At 55.1% G+C, this 17,731-nt stretch carries 14 protein-coding genes; 9 read left to right on the forward strand and 5 right to left on the reverse strand.

What is annotated here, in order from left to right:
- Positions 1-423: 423 nt before the first annotated feature.
- The 3 genes from potE to FQ179_RS13055 are packed head-to-tail and all read right to left on the reverse strand — an operon-like array spanning position 424 to position 6,524.
- Positions 424-1,857 (reverse strand): putrescine-ornithine antiporter, encoded by a 1,434-nt coding sequence (gene potE, locus FQ179_RS13045; protein WP_149397770.1) that lies wholly within the window; start codon positions 1,855-1,857, stop codon positions 424-426.
- 3 nt (positions 1,858-1,860) lie between these two features.
- Positions 1,861-4,041, reverse strand: coding sequence for an ornithine decarboxylase (gene speC / locus FQ179_RS13050; RefSeq protein WP_149397771.1), 2,181 nt, complete (start codon positions 4,039-4,041; stop codon positions 1,861-1,863).
- The gene (locus tag FQ179_RS13055; protein WP_223146264.1) at positions 4,038-6,524 is read right to left on the reverse strand and encodes a plasma-membrane proton-efflux P-type ATPase; all 2,487 of its coding nucleotides are present in this window, start codon (positions 6,522-6,524) and stop codon (positions 4,038-4,040) included. Before FQ179_RS13055 ends, speC begins: the two co-directional genes overlap by 4 nt.
- 246 nt (positions 6,525-6,770) lie before the next feature.
- On the opposite strand from FQ179_RS13055, the gene FQ179_RS13060 reads away from it, so the two are divergent.
- From FQ179_RS13060 to FQ179_RS13085, 6 genes are all read left to right on the forward strand, one after another.
- Positions 6,771-9,134: a phosphoketolase gene (locus tag FQ179_RS13060; RefSeq protein ID WP_149397772.1), complete on the forward strand. Its 2,364-nt coding sequence runs from the start codon at positions 6,771-6,773 to the stop codon at positions 9,132-9,134.
- Positions 9,135-9,293: 159 nt separating this feature from the next.
- Complete coding sequence (locus tag FQ179_RS22930; RefSeq protein WP_370459878.1) at positions 9,294-9,392, forward strand: hypothetical protein; 99 nt, start codon at positions 9,294-9,296, stop codon at positions 9,390-9,392.
- A 145-nt stretch (positions 9,393-9,537) separates the two neighbouring features.
- Positions 9,538-10,257, forward strand: a complete 720-nt coding sequence (locus FQ179_RS13070) for a Crp/Fnr family transcriptional regulator (protein WP_149397774.1) — start codon at positions 9,538-9,540, stop codon at positions 10,255-10,257.
- Positions 10,258-10,552: 295 nt separating this feature from the next.
- Positions 10,553-11,278, forward strand: coding sequence for a c-type cytochrome (locus FQ179_RS13075; protein ID WP_149397775.1), 726 nt, complete (start codon positions 10,553-10,555; stop codon positions 11,276-11,278).
- Positions 11,278-12,243 carry a c-type cytochrome gene (locus tag FQ179_RS13080; RefSeq protein WP_255474986.1) on the forward strand — a complete coding sequence of 322 codons (966 nt, stop codon included), beginning with the start codon at positions 11,278-11,280 and terminating at the stop codon, positions 12,241-12,243. The genes FQ179_RS13075 and FQ179_RS13080 overlap by 1 nt, the downstream gene beginning before the upstream one ends.
- Positions 12,244-12,297: 54 nt before the next feature.
- Positions 12,298-13,323, forward strand: a complete 1,026-nt coding sequence (locus FQ179_RS13085) for a class I fructose-bisphosphate aldolase (protein WP_149397776.1) — start codon at positions 12,298-12,300, stop codon at positions 13,321-13,323.
- Positions 13,324-13,475: 152 nt separating this feature from the next.
- On the opposite strand, the gene FQ179_RS13090 is transcribed toward FQ179_RS13085, so the two are convergent.
- Entirely contained in the window at positions 13,476-13,880 is a 405-nt protein-coding gene (locus FQ179_RS13090; protein ID WP_149397777.1) for a type II toxin-antitoxin system VapC family toxin, read from the reverse strand.
- Positions 13,877-14,149 (reverse strand): antitoxin, encoded by a 273-nt coding sequence (locus FQ179_RS13095; RefSeq protein ID WP_149397778.1) that lies wholly within the window; start codon positions 14,147-14,149, stop codon positions 13,877-13,879. The genes FQ179_RS13090 and FQ179_RS13095 overlap by 4 nt, the downstream gene beginning before the upstream one ends.
- A 563-nt stretch (positions 14,150-14,712) precedes the next feature.
- Here FQ179_RS13095 and FQ179_RS13100 point away from each other — a divergent pair.
- From FQ179_RS13100 to FQ179_RS13110, 3 genes are all read left to right on the forward strand, one after another.
- Positions 14,713-15,000 carry a co-chaperone GroES gene (locus FQ179_RS13100; protein WP_137236132.1) on the forward strand — a complete coding sequence of 96 codons (288 nt, stop codon included), beginning with the start codon at positions 14,713-14,715 and terminating at the stop codon, positions 14,998-15,000.
- 31 nt (positions 15,001-15,031) lie between these two features.
- Positions 15,032-16,681, forward strand: a complete 1,650-nt coding sequence (gene groL / locus FQ179_RS13105) for a chaperonin GroEL (protein ID WP_149397779.1) — start codon at positions 15,032-15,034, stop codon at positions 16,679-16,681.
- Between the two features lie 586 nt (positions 16,682-17,267).
- Positions 17,268-17,567 (forward strand): hypothetical protein, encoded by a 300-nt coding sequence (locus tag FQ179_RS13110; protein ID WP_149397780.1) that lies wholly within the window; start codon positions 17,268-17,270, stop codon positions 17,565-17,567.
- Positions 17,568-17,731: the final 164 nt, after the last annotated feature.

The raw sequence follows: 17,731 nt of genomic DNA on the forward strand, positions 1-17,731 counted from the left end.
ACGTGGCACCGGGTGCCATGGCCGGGCTACAAGGCTGATCCGCTGCTAATGCAGGCCCGCTACATATGGTGCGAAAAGAAGAGTATAACCACAACATCTAGTGTCATCAAATCAAAAACTTGTAAGCGTATCTTCAATCGCGCTATCAGCCCTGCACGACACCGAAGAACAAACTAGCCTGCCCATGCCTGAAAAATGCATAGCCCATTTCGTTAATAAAGGCCCATAAAAATCAAGTTCATAGGGCCCAGACGGAAGCGGAAAAAGCACGTAAGTGCCAATAGCGAGCCGCAAGGCTCGTCAGCACCAGATTTACGTATTTTTAGAGGTTTTAAACTGAGTGCCAACAGCTCGAGACTCAATAAAAACCCGCAGATGCGGCCCTCTTGATACCGACCTGCATTAAAGTGCGCAAGGCCAAAACTATCTCGAAATCCCTGGCTCCACATGTTTGGGCGTCTGTGCCCTGGCCGCAGCCGCAGCCACGGCCGTCAACTGTCCCCCTGAACCAGCGACGACGGGCGTTTCTCCCGCTCCGGGCTGGCGCACGGGGCGGTGATCGAGGCCTGCTGCTACCAGGCTGTAAAGCATCCAGCCTGCGAAGGTAACGAGGCCACCATACAACATGGCCTGAGTGCCCGTTGCGTAGAGCGCGTACAGGCTGTAGAGGCCAGCAATAAAGGCAACCACGTTGGCGGTTCGCGCCGAAGCTGGTTGCACGTTCTCCGCCCTCTGCAAGGAACTGAGCGCGGACATGGATAAAATATACGGAATCAGGTTAGTCATCACCGCCAGGTTCACCAAGGTCGTGAACTGTCCATTCAGCGTGGGGCTGATGGTCAGCAAGGAGAGCAGCGTCTGGGCCCCAGTGATCACGCAAATACCGATAATCGGCGCACCGGATGCGGTCGCTTTGGCGAAAAACGGAAGAAAATACCCCGTTACAGCGGATGACCGCGCCACCTCGGCAATGGTGAACTGCCAACCCAGCAGGGAACCAAAGCATGAGATGACCATCAAGCCAACCACGATCTTGCCAACCGTCGGGTCCAGAATTTGCGTGAATACCAGGCCAAAGGGCGCATTGGACTTGGCAAGCTGGTCGATTGGCACGATGCCAGCGATGACACTGGTCGAAGCAATATAGAGAACTGCCGTGAACCCTGTCGCTATCAAGACCGCCAAGGGTACGTTTCGCTTTGGGTTGTCCACCGTATCTGCGTTAGCACTGGCGGACTCCAGACCCAAAAAAGCCCACAGTGTGATGGATATTGAAGCGCTTAAGGCCTGAAACGTAGGCATATCCTTAGGGTTCCAGGCGTTGGCATAGAGTTGCGGATCAAACCAGAACCAGCCGATCACTGCAATTCCCGCCACTGGGATGATTACGCCCCATATGGTGAAGTTACCGATCTTGCCTGTGATCTTTGGACCACCAAAATTGAGCACCGAGGCCAACCACAGGCAGGCGATGGTGAGCAACCCAGTTGTAATCGGCGACAGTTTCACGCTTAGAAGCGTGGCGCCGTAGCCTACGGTGGTCACAGCGATGGCGATATTGGCGATGGCCAGTGACACAAAATAGGTGTAGTTGGTCAAGAAATTGCCGGAACGGCCGTGGGCATACTCGGCATACCCGCCCATGCCGCCCTGGTGGTTGGAATAGGTACCCGCCCGGGCAAAGCCATAGGCGAGCAACATAGCCCCAATCGCCGTCACCACCCATGACAATACCGAAATATTGCCAACCTGGGCCAAATTAGCCGGCAGCAGAATAATGCCCGAGCCCATCATGTTGATGATGGTGATCACAGTGAGCGAAACCAGGCCCATCCGGTTTTCAGTCTTGTGTGACATGTCTTACCCCTTGCCCTGGTTTTTCAGCACATAGCCGTAAGCACGGATGTGCCCATTGAGCTCAGTTGTTAAATGCACGCCTTGCAGTTCGGGAGCGAAACCCGGCAAGTTATTGATCCCCTCCTCAAGCGTGAGAAAGTAATCACGAGCCAGGTCAGTCCATTGCTCCCCAGGTATCACACAGATAATGCCCGGGGGATAAGGCAGCGCACCTTCGGCGCAGGTGCGCCCGGAAATTTCGGACAACGGCACCAGATCCACCTCGCCTCGCTGAAACTGCCAGTTCGCCTCGTGGACGGGCATCTGAACGGGCGGGAAGTTTCGCTCGCGGAATAAGTCCTTTTGCATCTGTTTGATGTTCTTTTCTTTGTAAAAATCGTGCATCTCCTGACAGAGCTGGCGGATAGCGTAGCCTTGATAGCGACTCGCATAGCGTTCATAGATGCCAGGCAGCACCTGGGCCAAAGGCGCATTTGACTGGATGGCGTCCTCAAAGCGGATAAGCGTGGCCACCAAATTTTGCATCTTGGTGATCAATTCCGCAGGCGTTATCAGAAATAAAATCGAGTTCAGGTCGGCTTTTTCATTGATAACGTTGTTGTCCCGCAGATAGTTGGCCAAAATGTTTGCAGGAATGCCAAAGTCTTCGTATTCAAACGTCTCGGGCTTTAGACCTGGCGTCGTCAACAGCAACTTGTTCGGGTCTACAAAATACTGGCCTTTCTGATAGCCCTCGAATCCATGCCAGTCGTCGTTCGGGTCAAACGCGAAGTAAGCGCGATCGTTCATGATCTCGTCGGTAGGCGCATCTTGCCAGGGACGGCCGTGAACATTTTTGGGCACAAACGGTTTAATCATCGAGCACTGCTCAAGAATCATTTTCCGTGCTTCGATGCCCACTCGTAGCGCATGAGCCCACAGTTTCTCGCCGCTGCCATCGGCATGCATTTTTGCGTTCACGTCCAGAGACGCAAATAGCGGATAAAACGGGCTCGTGGAGTAATGCATCATGTATGCATTATTAAATCGATCGTCGTTGACGTAACGCGCCTGGCCTCGCACGTGGGCGTCTTTCTTATGAATTTGCGATGCCTGCGAAAAACCAGCCTGTTGTTTGTGTACGCTTTGCGTGACGATAATTCCAGGATCATCTGCAGTAAGGTCCAGCAGCAGTGGCGAGCAGTCTGACATGATAGGAATAAACTGCTCATACCCGACCCAGGCACTGTCAAACAGGATGTAGTCACAAAGTTTTCCGATTCGATCTACGACCTGACGGGCGTTGTAAATGGTTCCGTCATAGGTTCCCAACTGGATAACAGCCATCCGAATGGGGCGTTCAGCCTGAGCTTTGGCGGGATCTACCCGTGCTATGCGCTCGCGAATATAGCTTTCTTCAAAACAATGCTGATCTATGCCTCCGATAAGGCCGTAGGCATTGCGCGCGGTCTCCAGATAGATGGGCGTGGCCTGTGACAGAAACAAAGCACCGTGATGCACTGACTTGTGATTGTTACGGTCGAACAGAACAAGGTCGCCAGGCGTCAGAACTGCGTTAAGGCATATCTTGTTCGATGTGGAAGTGCCGTTTAACACCAGATAAGTGTAGTCAGCGTTAAAAACCCTGGCCGCATGCAATTCGGCCTGTTTTGCGGGCCCATCGTGGATCAGAAGGTCCCCCAACTTCACGTCGGCATTGCAAAGGTCGGTACGAAAGATATTTTCGCCGTAAAAATCGTAGAAGCGGCGGCCAGCAGGATGGCGCTGAAAGAATTGACCACCTTGGTGACCTGGGCAGTCAAACTGCGCATAACCCTGGCGTTCATACTGCGCCAATGCGCGAAAAAAAGGAGGCAGAACATCGTGATCAAACTTTTGCGCAGCAACCTCGACCATACGCCCAAAGTATTCTGAGTTGATCGCCTCGCGGGCTATGACACCGCTCAGCCCTTTGATCCTCGGCGTCGTGCTTGGGTCTTCATCTGACACTGTAAAGATCGGGATGCCGTAACCAAGTGAGTGGATGTGGTCCAGCACACCCGCATCGATGTCTTTTTCTGACAAGACCACCGCCGAGACATCGGTGAAATTGGTAGCGCCAACAGCAACCGTCTCTCGCTTGGTCTTCACATACTCCTGCACATCCGGGCTAAATGCGATTTTCCCTTCAGGTAGATTTGTCATGTTGTTCCTTCTGTTTTGATTGGATCTAAAACTCGATACGCGAGAAGCTTCACCCCGTCATTTACCAAAAACCAGATCAACGCATAGCCCCAAACCAACCCGGCCCACGCCCAGCCCAGCGGTGTCATGAACAGCCCATACACTGCAATCAAAGTGGCCGAAATTTGCGTGCCGAGTACCGCGACCCAAAGTATCTTGGCTGGACGAATAGACCAGAACGGACCGCGGGTCCGTGTCAGGAAAATCGTAAGGTGTCCTGCTACCGACAGCATCAAGTACATGAGCGTCTGGAGATGTGGATGATCAAGATGAAATACTCTGTCGCCCAAGAAGAACAGGCCAAATGCGGCGATCGGGCCGATGATGCCCAGCACGGTGGCGATCCCCAGAACCAATCGCATATTCCATGCCTCAGGCTGGTTTTTGTAATGAACATTGTCATAAGCAATGGAAAGAATGGCGCCGTCATTAAGCAAGGCGAGCATCACAATCATCACTGCCGTCAGTGGGTAAAAGTTAAACACCAGAATCGATAGCGTGATGAACAACAGCACCCGCAAGGTTTCGGCGATGCGGTAGATCGCATAGCTGTTCATACGTTGAAAAATACAGCGGCTTTCCTTGATCGCATCGATGATTACCGACAGGCCCGGTTTCATCAGAACGATGGCCGCAGCCGCTCGTGCAGCGTCGGTCGCGCCTGATACAGCGATGCCGCAGTCAGCTTTCTTGAGCGCCGGAGCATCGTTCACCCCATCACCCGTCATGCCAACGATATGCCCTCGCTTCTGCAACACCTCGACGACGTGAAACTTGTGTTCAGGAAACACTTGCGCAAATCCATCTGCTTTTTCGATGGAATCAGCCACTTCCTTGTTCTCCCACGTTTTGGGGTCACCCAGGCTGGCGGCATCCAGGATATTTGCTCCCATGTCCAGTTTTTTTGCAGTTTCCTTGGCAATGGCCAGTGCATCACCGGTCACCATCTTGACCTTGATGCCCATCTGTTCTGCTGTTGCGATCGTTGTCTTGGCGTCTTCCCTTGGCGGATCAAACAACGGCAGCACGCCAACAAACTGCCATGGTCCTTGACCATCTGAGCGCGCCACACCCAACGCGCGAAAGCCGCGTGCTGCGAAATCGTTGACCGCCTTGTCGACTTGCGCCTTTATGCCGTTCGCATTGGCCATCAGCGCCAAAATCACCTGCGGCGCGCCCTTGGTGCATCTGAATTGTTTTCCGTCTTTATCCTTTACGGTGGCTTCGGTGCGCTTGTGCACCGGATCGAACGGCTGAAAATGCAGCACCTGATAACCGTCCAATGCATTTGCATCTTTCAGGCCGGCTAGAACAGCCAGATCAATGGTGTCGTTGTTTTCTTTGCGCGACGCCAGCGCACCGAAAAGGACCACATCCTCGGCGCTGGCATCCTTGATGCAAAAGGGATCGCCCAGCGTCAGCTTATTTTGGGTCAAGGTACCCGTTTTGTCGGTGCATAAGACGTCTACGCCCGCTAACTCCTCAATCGCCACCAGGCGGCTGACAATCGCCTCTTTCTTGGCCAACAAGCGAGCGCCAACCGCCATCGTGACCGACAACACCGTCGGCATTGCGACAGGAATCGCCGCTACGGTCAGCACCAAGGCAAACTGCAGGGTGGTAAGTAGGGGGTCACCACGGTAGACGGCCACTCCAATGATCAACAGCACCAAAACAACTGCAAAGACAATCAGATAATTGCCTATTTTTAAAACAGCTTTTTGAAAATGACTGACCGTGTGCGCTTCCTGAACCAGCCGCGCGGTCTTGCCGAAGTAGGTTTTGTCACCTGTGGCATAGACCAATGCGCTGATTTCTCCACGGCGAATGATCGAGCCGGAAAACACTGCCTCGCCGCTGGCGCGCGTGGTAGGCAACGACTCACCCGTGAGCGCAGACTGATCGACCTCCACATCGTCGCCATCCAGCAGACGGGCATCAGCCGGCACAATGTCGCCTAGACGCATGCGAATTACGTCACCCGGCACCAGCTCACGCGATGCCGGCGTAACCCACTTGCCGTCTCGCATGACGCGGGCCTTGCTCGCCAGCTTGGCCTTGAGCGCCTCGATGGCATTACCTGCCTGGTGCTCTTCCCAAAAACCAACCACAGCGTTGGCCACCAGCAGCAAAAGAATGATGCCAAAGTCGGGCCAATGCTTGGCAATGGCCGAAAGAACCACCGCCGCTTCGATCATCCACGGGATCGGCCCCCAAAAGCACCCCAAAAACTTTAGAAGTGAACTGGTTTTCTTTTCTTCGATTTCGTTCGGTCCATATTGAACCAGTCGCTTCGCCGCCTCGGCTTGCGTGAGGCCGTCTGGTGAAGATTCCAGTTTTTTCTCCATCTCCGGCAAAGACAGGTCTTTAATGCTGCCGTCCAGATCAGGCTTTATTTGGGGTGTCGGACCGGATGTCTTTGGCTGGCTGGAATCGGATTTCATTTTGGATTCCTTGTCCTTATTTTTGTGACATCCATTAGGCGACCAAAACAAGGCTCGACATACCAGCAGGTTATCGATGCTCAAAACTCTCGTCTGTGCGGTGGCACACACGGGCCTCTTCACGTCTCGGGCGGTTACATACCGCGATGCACAGAGCCCAGCCCGGTCGACTCTGCGCGGTACCGCACAGACGGAGCCTGGCACGCAGACCTACAACCAAGTCGATGTAACTCCGAGATCACGCTCATGACAAATGCCGCCCTCAGTCAGGACCTGCTGAACAAGATGGACGCCTATTGGCGCGCCGCTAACTATCTCTCGGTCGGGCAGATCTACCTCTACGACAACCCGCTCCTCAAAGAGCCATTGAAGCTTTCGCACGTAAAGCCCCTGGTGGTCGGTCACTGGGGAACGACGCCAGGTCAGAACTTCATCTACGTCCATCTGAATCGGATAATCAAGGAGCACGACCTGGACATGTTCTACATCGCCGGGCCTGGGCACGGCGGTCCGGCGATTGTCGGCAACGTGTATCTCGAAGGTACCTGGAGCGAGATCTACCCGGACATCACACAGGACGAGGCGGGTCTAAAGAAATTGTTCAAGCAGTTTTCCTTCCCCGGAGGTATCTCCAGCCATGTGGCGCCAACGACGCCGGGCTCGATTCATGAGGGCGGCGAACTGGGCTACTCGCTCAGCCACGCGTTCGGTGCGGCGTTTGACAACCCCGGGCTGATCGTCGCCTGTGTGGTCGGAGATGGGGAGGCCGAGACTGGTCCGCTCGCCACCGCCTGGCAATCGACCAAGCTGCTTGACCCCATGACCGATGGCGCCGTGCTGCCGATCCTGCATCTGAACGGCTTCAAAATTAGCAACCCGACGGTGCTGGCGCGTATCGAGCACGAAGAGCTTGATCAGTTCTTCCGAGGTTGCGGGTGGACCCCGCTGTTCGTCGAGGGCGATGATCCGGCGAAGATGCACCAATTGATGGCCAGTGCGTTGGACGAAGCCATTGCGATGATCCATCAGGCACGGCGCAGCGCATACGAGAACAAAAGCACGAACCGCCCCCGGTGGCCGATGATCGTGCTCAGATCGCCTAAGGGCTGGACCGGACCAAAGATCGTCGATGGACTTCCGAATGAAGGCACGTTCCGGTCGCACCAGGTTCCGCTGCTGGTCGATGCAGAGCACCCTGAGCATCTTGCGCAACTCGAGCGCTGGATGAGGAGCTACAAGGCCGAAGAACTGTTCGACCAGCATGGCCGGTTGATGCCTGAACTGGCGGAGCTGGCGCCGAGTGGAAATCGGCGCATGGGCTCGAATCCACACGCCAACGGTGGCCTGCTACTGCGCAGCCTGCATATGCCAGACTTTCGTGACCATGCGGTATCGGTGCCCTCACCCGGCGCCCGGCAAGAGCAGGACACAATGGTGCTGGGCAAGTTTTTGCGTGACGTGGCGGCATTAAACCGGGAACAGCACAATTTTCGTATTTTCGGCCCAGACGAAACGCTCTCTAACCTGCTGGGCGCGGTCTTCGAAGTAACGAGTCGGCAATGGGACGCATCAACGTTAAAGAACGACGAGTTTCTCGCGCCCGCAGGTCGCGTACTCGACTCAATGCTCAGCGAGCACCAGTGTGAAGGCTGGCTCGAAGGCTACCTGCTGACCGGTCGGCATGGCATGTTCAACAGCTATGAGGCATTTATACGCATCGTCGATTCGATGTTCAGCCAGCACGCCAAATGGCTAAAGGTGACACGCGAACTGCCATGGCGCCGCCCCATCGCGTCACTGAATTACCTGCTGGCCTCTCACGTCTGGCAACAAGACCACAATGGCTTCACACACCAGGACCCAGGCTTTCTTGATCACGTCATCAACAAGAAAGCCGACATTGTGCGGGTGTATCTGCCGCCCGACGCCAACTGCCTGCTCTCGGTCTTTGACCATTGCCTGCGCAGCCGTAACTATGTGAACGTGGTGGTCGCCGGCAAGCACGCGCTGCCACAGTGGCTGACCATGGACGCCGCCGTCGTTCATTGCACCGAGGGTATCGGCATCTGGCCATGGGCAAGCAACGATCAGAACGGAGAACCCGACGTGGTGATGGCCTGCTGTGGTGATACGCCGACCCTGGAGATCCTGGCCGCAGTCTCGATTTTGCGAGAGTATTTGCCTGGGCTAAAGATCCGTGTGATCAATATCGTCGACCTTATGCGCCTGCAATCTAGCTCCGAGCACCCGCACGGCCTAAGCGACGCCGACTACGACTCACTGTTCACGAAAGACAAACACATCATCTTTGGTTTTCACGGCTACCCGTGGCTGGTGCACAGGCTCACTTACCGGCGCACTAACCGCAATCTGCACGTACGCGGCTACAAGGAAGAAGGCACGATCACCACGCCTTTCGATATGCGAGTGCAAAACGAGCTTGACCGCTACCATCTGGTTCAGGATGTAATCGATCGCCTGCCACACCTGGGCAGCCAAGGCGCCTACCTGAAGCAGATGACGCAGGACAAGCTCATCGAGCACAAACTCTACATTAACGCGCATGGCCAGGACATGCCTGAGATCCTGAACTGGAGGTGGACGTCATGACTATTCACGCACTAACGGAGATAGCCAACGCCATGGTGACCGAAGGCAAGGGCCTGCTGGCTATGGATGAAAGCACAGACACTTGCAACCGGCGATTCGCGAGCGCAGATATCTCGCAGACGGAAGCAGCCCGTCCTGGCAGCCTGGGCCGGCGACGACATGCACCGTACTGCCGCACAAGCCGCCCTATTGCACCGAGCTCAATGCAATAGTGCAGCGCTGCGTGGCGAGTATCGATCGGCGATCGAAGACATGTAACCGAATCTTTGAGTGATGAATCAGCCAGCCAGCGGATCCCAGGGGCGACCCATAGATACCTTGGACATAGGATGCTAAGCTACTTGCAGGAATTTCCATCGGGGCTATTTTCATTTCCCCCCCACTTCCGCGCAGGAGTTTATGCATGGCCATTTCTTTTCAGCCCAAAGAAAACCACCTGCTTGCGGCACTGCCAGCGGCCGAATTTGATGCCTGGTTGCCCCATCTGGAACAGGTCGATTTGCCACTGAGCCAGGTGCTGTACGAATCTGGCAGCACCATGACGCATGTGTATTTCCCCATCAACGCCATCGTCTCGCTGCTGTATGTGATGGAAGATGGCAGATCGGCAGAAATAGCCGTTATCGGAAACGAAGGCATTGTCGGAATTTCTCTCTTTCTGGGGGGCGAATCTACGCCCAGCCGTGCGGTGGTACAAAGCGCCGGCGTGGGCTTTCGCCTGAAAGCCCAGATCGTGAAAGATCAATTTGATCGAGCCGGTCCGGTGCTACACCTGCTGCTGCGTTATACCCAGGCACTCATCACACAAATGGGCCAAACGGCCGTCTGCAACCGTCATCATTCCCTGGACCAGCAATTGTGCCGCTGGCTGTTGCTCAGCCTCGACCGCCTGCAAGGCAGCGAACTCATCATGACCCAAGAATTGATTGCCAATATGCTCGGAGTTCGCCGCGAGGGGGTGACCGAGGCCGCTCTGAAGTTGCAGTCCGCTGGACTCATTCAATATGCACGCGGTCACGTCTCCGTGTTGGATCGTGTGGGTCTCGAAAGGCGTACCTGTGAATGCTATGCCGTCGTCAAGAATGAATACGAACGCTTGCTCCCTGGCAAGGCGCCTACGTGACCCGCTTTGTCGCCTTCAGGCTGATGCCCCGTTATGTCGTAAAACCCCGGCTTCATGAGGGCCGATAGCAAGAAACCGTCAGGATGAATGATAACCAATATCGTTCATTATCCAATTTAGCACTCATGCTCTACAGGTATTTACCCAGTCAGATCTGCTTGCCGAAATGCTGAGCCTTACTGTATTCTCGATCAACAGTTATAGTTTTTGCGTGACCCTTGCACCGTTTGCGTTCGCGTACAGTCAAAGCGTATCCACACATAATCAGACCCTCATTCTTCAACGGGAGGAGTCAATGGCTTACAACATTTCTCTTCGACATGGTTTAAGTTCGCTGTCTTTCGCAATTGGTGCTGTAGTTCTTGTGGCACCTGCTATGGCCGATATTGTGTCAGACGGCCAGACGATCGCCACCTCTGGCGTCAAGGGCGTGGTCGCTTGCGCTACCTGTCATGGCGCCAAAGGCGAAGGCATGGCAGCGGCTGGTTTTCCCTATTTGGCAGGACAAGGCGCCGCCTATCTAATGCTGCAGCTGCAGGGCTTTGCCAATGGCACGCGACACAATCCCATCATGGAACCTATCGCCAAAGCGCTTAGTCCCGTTCAGATTGCAGCGGTGACCGCCTACTTTTCGCAGCTACCCAAAATCTTAGATGCAAAAGCCTTAAGCGCGCAAGCCCCCACCTACCCCGACAAAGACGCCATGGGTGCATGGGTGGCCAATCGCGGCGACTGGGACAACAACATACCCGCCTGTGCGCAGTGCCACGGCCCAGGTGGCATTGGTATCGGCCAGAACTTTCCCGCCCTTGCGGGCCTACCTGCCACCTACATTCGAGAGCAGCTCAATGCGTGGCAACAAGAAAAGCGCGCGCCGGGGCCATTGTCTCTCATGGGGGATATTGCAAGCCGCATGAGCGAAGCGCAAATTACCGCTGTCGCCGATTATTTTTCAGGCCTGCCCGAAGCCGTAAAAAGCGCAGCACCGGCGTCTGCGCCTGCATCGCAAGGAGCACAGTAATGAAGCCGACATCCATGCGCATGATCCAGACAGCATTTGCGCTGTCGGTCCTAAGCCTGGCGTGCACAGCCGCTGCGCAGTCCAAGCCGCCCGCAACCGAAAGCGGTACCCCCAGCACGCCCGCAAAGCCGAGCAACAAAGCCTTCACGCCACCACCCGCTACATCCATTCCCGACAACGAATTCGGTCAGGTAGTAAAGAAGGGACAAAATATCTTTCTGCACACTGGGGAGTACGCCAAGGAGTATGTTGGCAACACGCTAAATTGCGTCAGCTGCCATCTGGATGCCGGTCGTCGTGCGAATGCCTCGCCGTTATGGGGCGCATATGTGCTGTATCCGGCCTACCGCTCCAAAAACAAGCATGTCAACACGCTTGCCGAGCGCCTTCAAGGCTGTTTTCAATACAGTATGAATGGCAAAGCGCCGCCAGCAGATAGCGAGACAATCGTCGCGCTTGAAAGCTACATGTTCTGGATGGCTCAGCAAGCACCTACGGGGGTCAAGCTCGACGGTCAAGGGTATCCGCGCCTCGCAAAACCTGATCAAACGCCCAACTATGACCGCGGACTCGCTGTCTACAAACAAAACTGTGCACTGTGTCATGGTGCCGACGGCCAAGGGCAGAGCGTAGAAGGCAAAATGGTTTTCCCGGCCTTATGGGGCGACGAGTCTTTCAACTGGGGCGCAGGGATGCAAAGCGTTTCGACGGCAACGGCGTTCATCAAAGCCAATATGCCGTTGAGCAGAGGCGGATCGCTCTCCGACCAAGAGGCCTGGGATGTAGCGTTTTATATGAACAGCCACGACAGACCGCAAGATCCTCGCTATAACGGCTCGGTGGATGAAACGCGCAAGAAGTATCACGACGACCCTTCTGACCTTTATGGACAGACCGTAAACGGCAAGATATTGGGCGAAAATTCGACCCCCTCAGGCCCAAGATCGCAGCAAAAGCCCGGCTAGGAACTGCGCGCATGGTCGGAACTTGCCCGAAATTCTGAAACAGAGGTAAACCTCATGACTATTCACGCACTCATGGAGACGGCCAACGCCATGGTGGCCGACGGCAAAGGCCTGTTGGCCATGGACGAGAGCACAGGCACCTGCAACCGGCGGTTCGCGAGCGCAGGTATCCCGCAGACAGAAGAAGCCCGACGTGCCTACCGTGAACTGCTCGTCTGCACACCAGGGCTCGCGCAATACATCAGCGGCGCCATCCTCTTTGACGAGACCATCCATCAGCGAACTACGACCGGTGTGCCATTTACCAAGGTGCTCAGCGATGCCGGAATTATTGCCGGCATTAAGGTTGATCTCGGTGCGCAAGCGTTGGCCGGTCACCCCGGCGAGAAGGTTACCGAGGGCCTTGACGGATTGCGCCTACGACTCACGACGTACTACTCAATGGGCGCAAGGTTTGCCAAGTGGCGCGCGGTAATCACGCCCGGAACCGACCTGCCGTCGGCTGCGTGCATGGACGCCAATGCCCACGCGCTCGCTCGCTATGCTGCGTTGTGTCAAGAAGCTTCGCTGGTCCCCATTGTTGAGCCCGAAGTGCTAATGGACGGCGACCACACGCTCGAACGCTGCAGCACGATCACCCATGAGCTACTGCTGCGCGTGTTCGACCAGCTCGATCGGCAAGGTGTCATCCTCGAGGCCATGATTCTTAAGCCCAACATGGTCTTGCCCGGCCTGAGCTGCGCGTTACAGCCTGATGCCGAAACAATTGCCGAGGCTACCGTAAGCTGCCTGCTCAGATCCGTACCGGCCGCCGTGGCGGGCATTACGTTTTTGTCGGGGGGGCAGTCTGCCGAGCAGGCATCCGCACGCCTCAATGCAATGCACCAGCCGCGCTTTTCGATACGGCGTCCCTGGCCGCTGTCGTTCTCGTTCGCTCGCGCACTGCAGCAACCCGTTCTGGCAGCCTGGGCTGGCGACGACGCACACCGTACTGCCGCACAAGCGGCCCTGCTGCACCGAGCCCAATGCAATAGTGCGGCGCTGCGTGGCGAGTACCGATCGGCGATGGAAGACGCGTAACCGAGTTTGGCTATTTTTAAATACCTGCATCTGCCCAAGTGTCATTCAACTCGCTTATTCTTTAGCGGAAAAGAGTGAGCTCGGATCAATAGTGACAGCGGCAAGAAATGACCGTAAAAAATGGGGGGCTACCCACGAACCGTCTTGGCTGGCTATTTTTCCAGCCAGTTCTCTACGTGGAGGCCACGGATGCGGCTGAATTCGCGCGTGTTGCCTGTCACTAGAGTGAGGCCGAGCGCATGGGCGTGCGCAGCGATCAGTAGATCATTCATGCCGATAGGCTGGCCAGCCGCCTCCAGCTCAGCCCGGATGCCGCCATATTCGGCATCAGCCGGAATATCCAGCGGCAGCACCGGGATGGTTTCAAGGATGCCCTCCACCTTAGTGCGCAGTTTGAGCGATCCCTTCTTTGCGCAGCCATAGCGCAGCTCGGATGCGACGACGATGCTGGTGAAAATAACCTTCGCTCCGACCTGCTCAATACGACGTGCGGCAGGCCCGTCTGGGTTGCGGATCACGTCGCTGATGATGATCGTGTCCAGCAAATAGCCTTTCAAAATATGTCATCCGCCCGGGCGGGCATATCATCAATGACGGGAAGCTGATCTTCTGGCCCAAGCGGCGCCTCCTTCCTCCACAGGGCCAGCAGTTCGACGATGTTCGTTGGCCTGGTCACTGGCTCAATGATGAGTTTGCTGCCTTCGCGGTGGATCATTACACGATCCCCTGGCAACTCGAACTCCACAGGAATCCGCACTGCCTGGCTGCGGTTGTTGCGAAACAGCTTGGCCGTTTTGGGTCTGGATGGTGGCGATAGGATAGGCATGTTATTATCCTCCTTTGTATATGTCATATTGTATATACCAGACTGCACTGCGTCAATCGTGATGACGAGGCTTCTACGTACAACTATTGACAGTGTCCTTGTCCGTTAAACGACCAGTAACCGGACAAGGGAACAAGAAACAGTTCCAGCTTGCGTTCGAGCCTGACTGATGTCGAGCGCCACTCACGCGGCTGGCCAGAACGCCCAGGCAGCTCACCCATGCGGCTTCGATTGCCAAACTGAATGACCTAATTGCCAAACTCAGTGGCAAGCAACAAAACCCATATTTAGGCCAAAAAAAACTGCCAGACCGCGCCAATTATGTTTCTTCTTGATCTTGAGAGTTCCAAACTGAGTGACGGAAATTCTAAACTCAATGAAAATCGACAACAAGAACAGCACGCCAAACGTATCAAATTGCAACCGTTTCATCTTGCCCTCTTGAAGAATCAGACTTCGTCCTTATAATTAGCACTCGTAGGGGTAGAGTGCTAACAATGCCAACCGCCCCTCGGCCTTAGGGCTTTATCTCAACTAATTTTATATTTAACAGGAGTTCCTCCATGGCACTGCGTCCTTTGCACGATCGCGTGATCGTCAAGCGTCTGGACAACGAGCGCACAACTGCCTCGGGTATCGTCATCCCTGAAAGCGCTGCTGAAAAACCCGATCAGGGTGAAGTCGTGGCTGTAGGCCCCGGCAAAAGAACCGAAGACGGCAAAGTACTTCCTGTTGACTTGAAAGTCGGCGACAAAGTTCTGTTCGGCAAATACGCCGGCCAATCGGTCAAAATTGATGGCGAAGAGCTGCTCGTTATCCGCGAGGAAGAAATTCTCGCTGTGATCCAGTAATCCGACACCCAATCAACAAAGGAATTTAACAATGGCTGCTAAGCAAGTCCTATTTGGCGATGACGCACGTACGCGCATCGTCCGTGGCGTAAACATTCTCGCCAACGCTGTTAAAACAACACTGGGCCCTAAAGGCCGTAATGTTGTGCTCGATCGCTCTTTCGGCGCACCTACCGTCACTAAAGACGGCGTATCGGTTGCCAAAGAAATCGAACTGAAAGACAAGTTAGAAAACATCGGCGCCCAGCTGGTCAAGGAAGTTGCTTCCAAAACCTCCGACGCTGCTGGCGACGGCACCACCACGGCTACCGTGTTGGCTCAAGCTGTTGTTGAAGAAGGCCTGAAGTACGTTGCTGCTGGCATCAACCCCATGGATCTCAAGCGCGGCATCGACAAAGCGGTAGCTGCTGCTGTGGCCGAGTTGAAAAAGCTGTCCAAGCCTTGCACCACCAGCAAAGAAATCGCTCAGGTTGGCTCCATCTCTGCCAACAGCGATGCCTCTATTGGCGAAATCATTGCCAATGCCATGGACAAGGTCGGTAAAGAAGGCGTCATCACAGTTGAAGACGGCAAGTCGCTCGACAACGAGCTCGACGTCGTTGAAGGCATGCAGTTTGACCGCGGTTACCTGTCGCCCTACTTCATCAATAACCCCGACAAGCAAGTGTCTATGCTTGAAGACCCGTATGTGTTGATCTTCGACAAGAAAATCAGCAACATTCGTGACCTTCTGCCAATTCTTGAGCAAGTTGCCAAGTCCAGCCGTCCGCTGCTGATCATCGCTGAAGACGTCGAAGGCGAAGCGCTGGCCACTCTGGTTGTAAACAACATCCGCGGCATCCTGAAAACGACAGCAGTCAAGGCTCCTGGCTTTGGCGATCGTCGCAAGGCCATGCTCGAAGACATCGCTATCCTGACGGGTGGTGTGGTCATTTCCGAAGAAACCGGTATGTCGCTTGAAAAAGCCACAATCGAAGACCTCGGCCAGGCCAAGCGCATTGAAGTCGGCAAAGAAAACACCATCATCATTGATGGCGCAGGCGACAGCAAGTCGATCGAAGCGCGTGTCAAGCAAGTACGTGTACAAATTGACGAAGCCACATCCGACTACGATCGCGAAAAACTGCAAGAGCGCGTTGCCAAGTTGGCAGGCGGTGTTGCCGTGATTCGTGTTGGTGCTGCTACCGAAGTCGAAATGAAAGAAAAGAAAGCCCGCGTCGAAGATGCTCTGCATGCTACCCGTGCAGCCGTCGAAGAGGGTATTGTTCCTGGCGGCGGTGTAGCACTTATCCGCACCAAGGCAGCCATTGCAGCCGTCAAGGGCGACAACCTCGACCAGGACGCCGGCATCAAGCTGATCCTGCGCGCTGTTGAAGCTCCCCTGCGCACTATTGTCGCTAACGCTGGCGAAGAGCCTAGCGTTGTCGTCAACCAGGTAGCTGGCGGCACCGGTAACTACGGCTATAACGCCGCTACCGGCGAGTACGGTGATCTGGTTGAGCAAGGCGTTCTTGACCCAACCAAGGTTACCCGTACAGCGCTGCAAAACGCTGCTTCGATTGCCAGCCTGTTGCTGACAACTGAAGTTGCAGTGGCCGAAATCGCAGAAGACAAGCCTGCTGGCGGCGGCATGCCCGACATGGGTGGCATGGGCGGCATGGGTGGCATGGGCGGTTTCTAACCTGCCTTGCACACCTGCCAGGGCCCTGTGCCCTGGCATCGCACTGCGTTTACGCACTAACCTCCGGCTTCGGCCGGAGGTTTTTTGTATTGGTGCGCCCGGCATGACGCACTCTCGGAGGTGAAAGTTTGCTGATCAATGAATAAAAGGGCATTTATTCGAATATTTAAAGCTACTTCCAGCACCGCTTCAACACCCATGACCTCTGCATACTTCGCGGCGAGGTCTCAACCTGCGACAACGCTGGTATCAGCAGGCGCAGCGTAAGAAATGGCGGCTGCAGTGAGTCGTTAGGTTGCAGGTACAATCGTTAGCTGGTCGCCTTATCGACCACACCCTGTTCGCCGCATGAAAATCAGGCTTGGTATCCTTTGCCGCTGGGTCAGCAAGAATAGCAATGTTCAAAGGCCAATAAACCTGAAAATGCTGACTGCCGCGAAAGATGCAGCGCTTACCAGAGACGGCCGGGTAATCTCAGCGCCGCCTACCCCCCCCCGGCACTCCACCAAACTGTCGTCGCAGTTCAAGCGGCCGCCTGCCCGACATTGGGGCACGGATATCTGGCCTTTTCAAAGGAGAAACAAACGTGTTACGCATGTTGGCTTTATGGGTATTATTGAGTGTAGTCGCAGGATTTCTGGCTCGAGCCCGCGGCCGCAGCTTGATAACATGGTTGTTGATCGCCCTGCTCGTGTCGCCGCTCATTGCGGCCGTACTGCTGCTGTCCATCAGGAATCTTGCGGTCGAAGATACTCCCCAGCCACAGCCATCCCGCAAAAGCCGCTTTATCCGAAACGTGCTCAATATTATGATGGCCGTGGCTGTGCTGGGAATCTTCTATGGCTTATTTAATCGGGGCCCGATGCCGGTGATTAAACTTTTCTAGCATCAAGATCGCTTCGCTGCCGGGAAGCAGATTGTCAAAATAGTTGTAGATCGCAGGCCCCATCCTACCTCAGCAAACACGGGACGCCGTCCAGCCTCAGCGAGCTGTCCAAGCATGCATAGACTTTATTGCCGCTCATCCCGTCACGACACGGTAAGCGGCGG

The sequence above is a fragment of the Pusillimonas sp. ANT_WB101 genome, assembly GCF_008369125.1.
Lineage (GTDB): Bacteria > Pseudomonadota > Gammaproteobacteria > Burkholderiales > Burkholderiaceae_B > Allopusillimonas.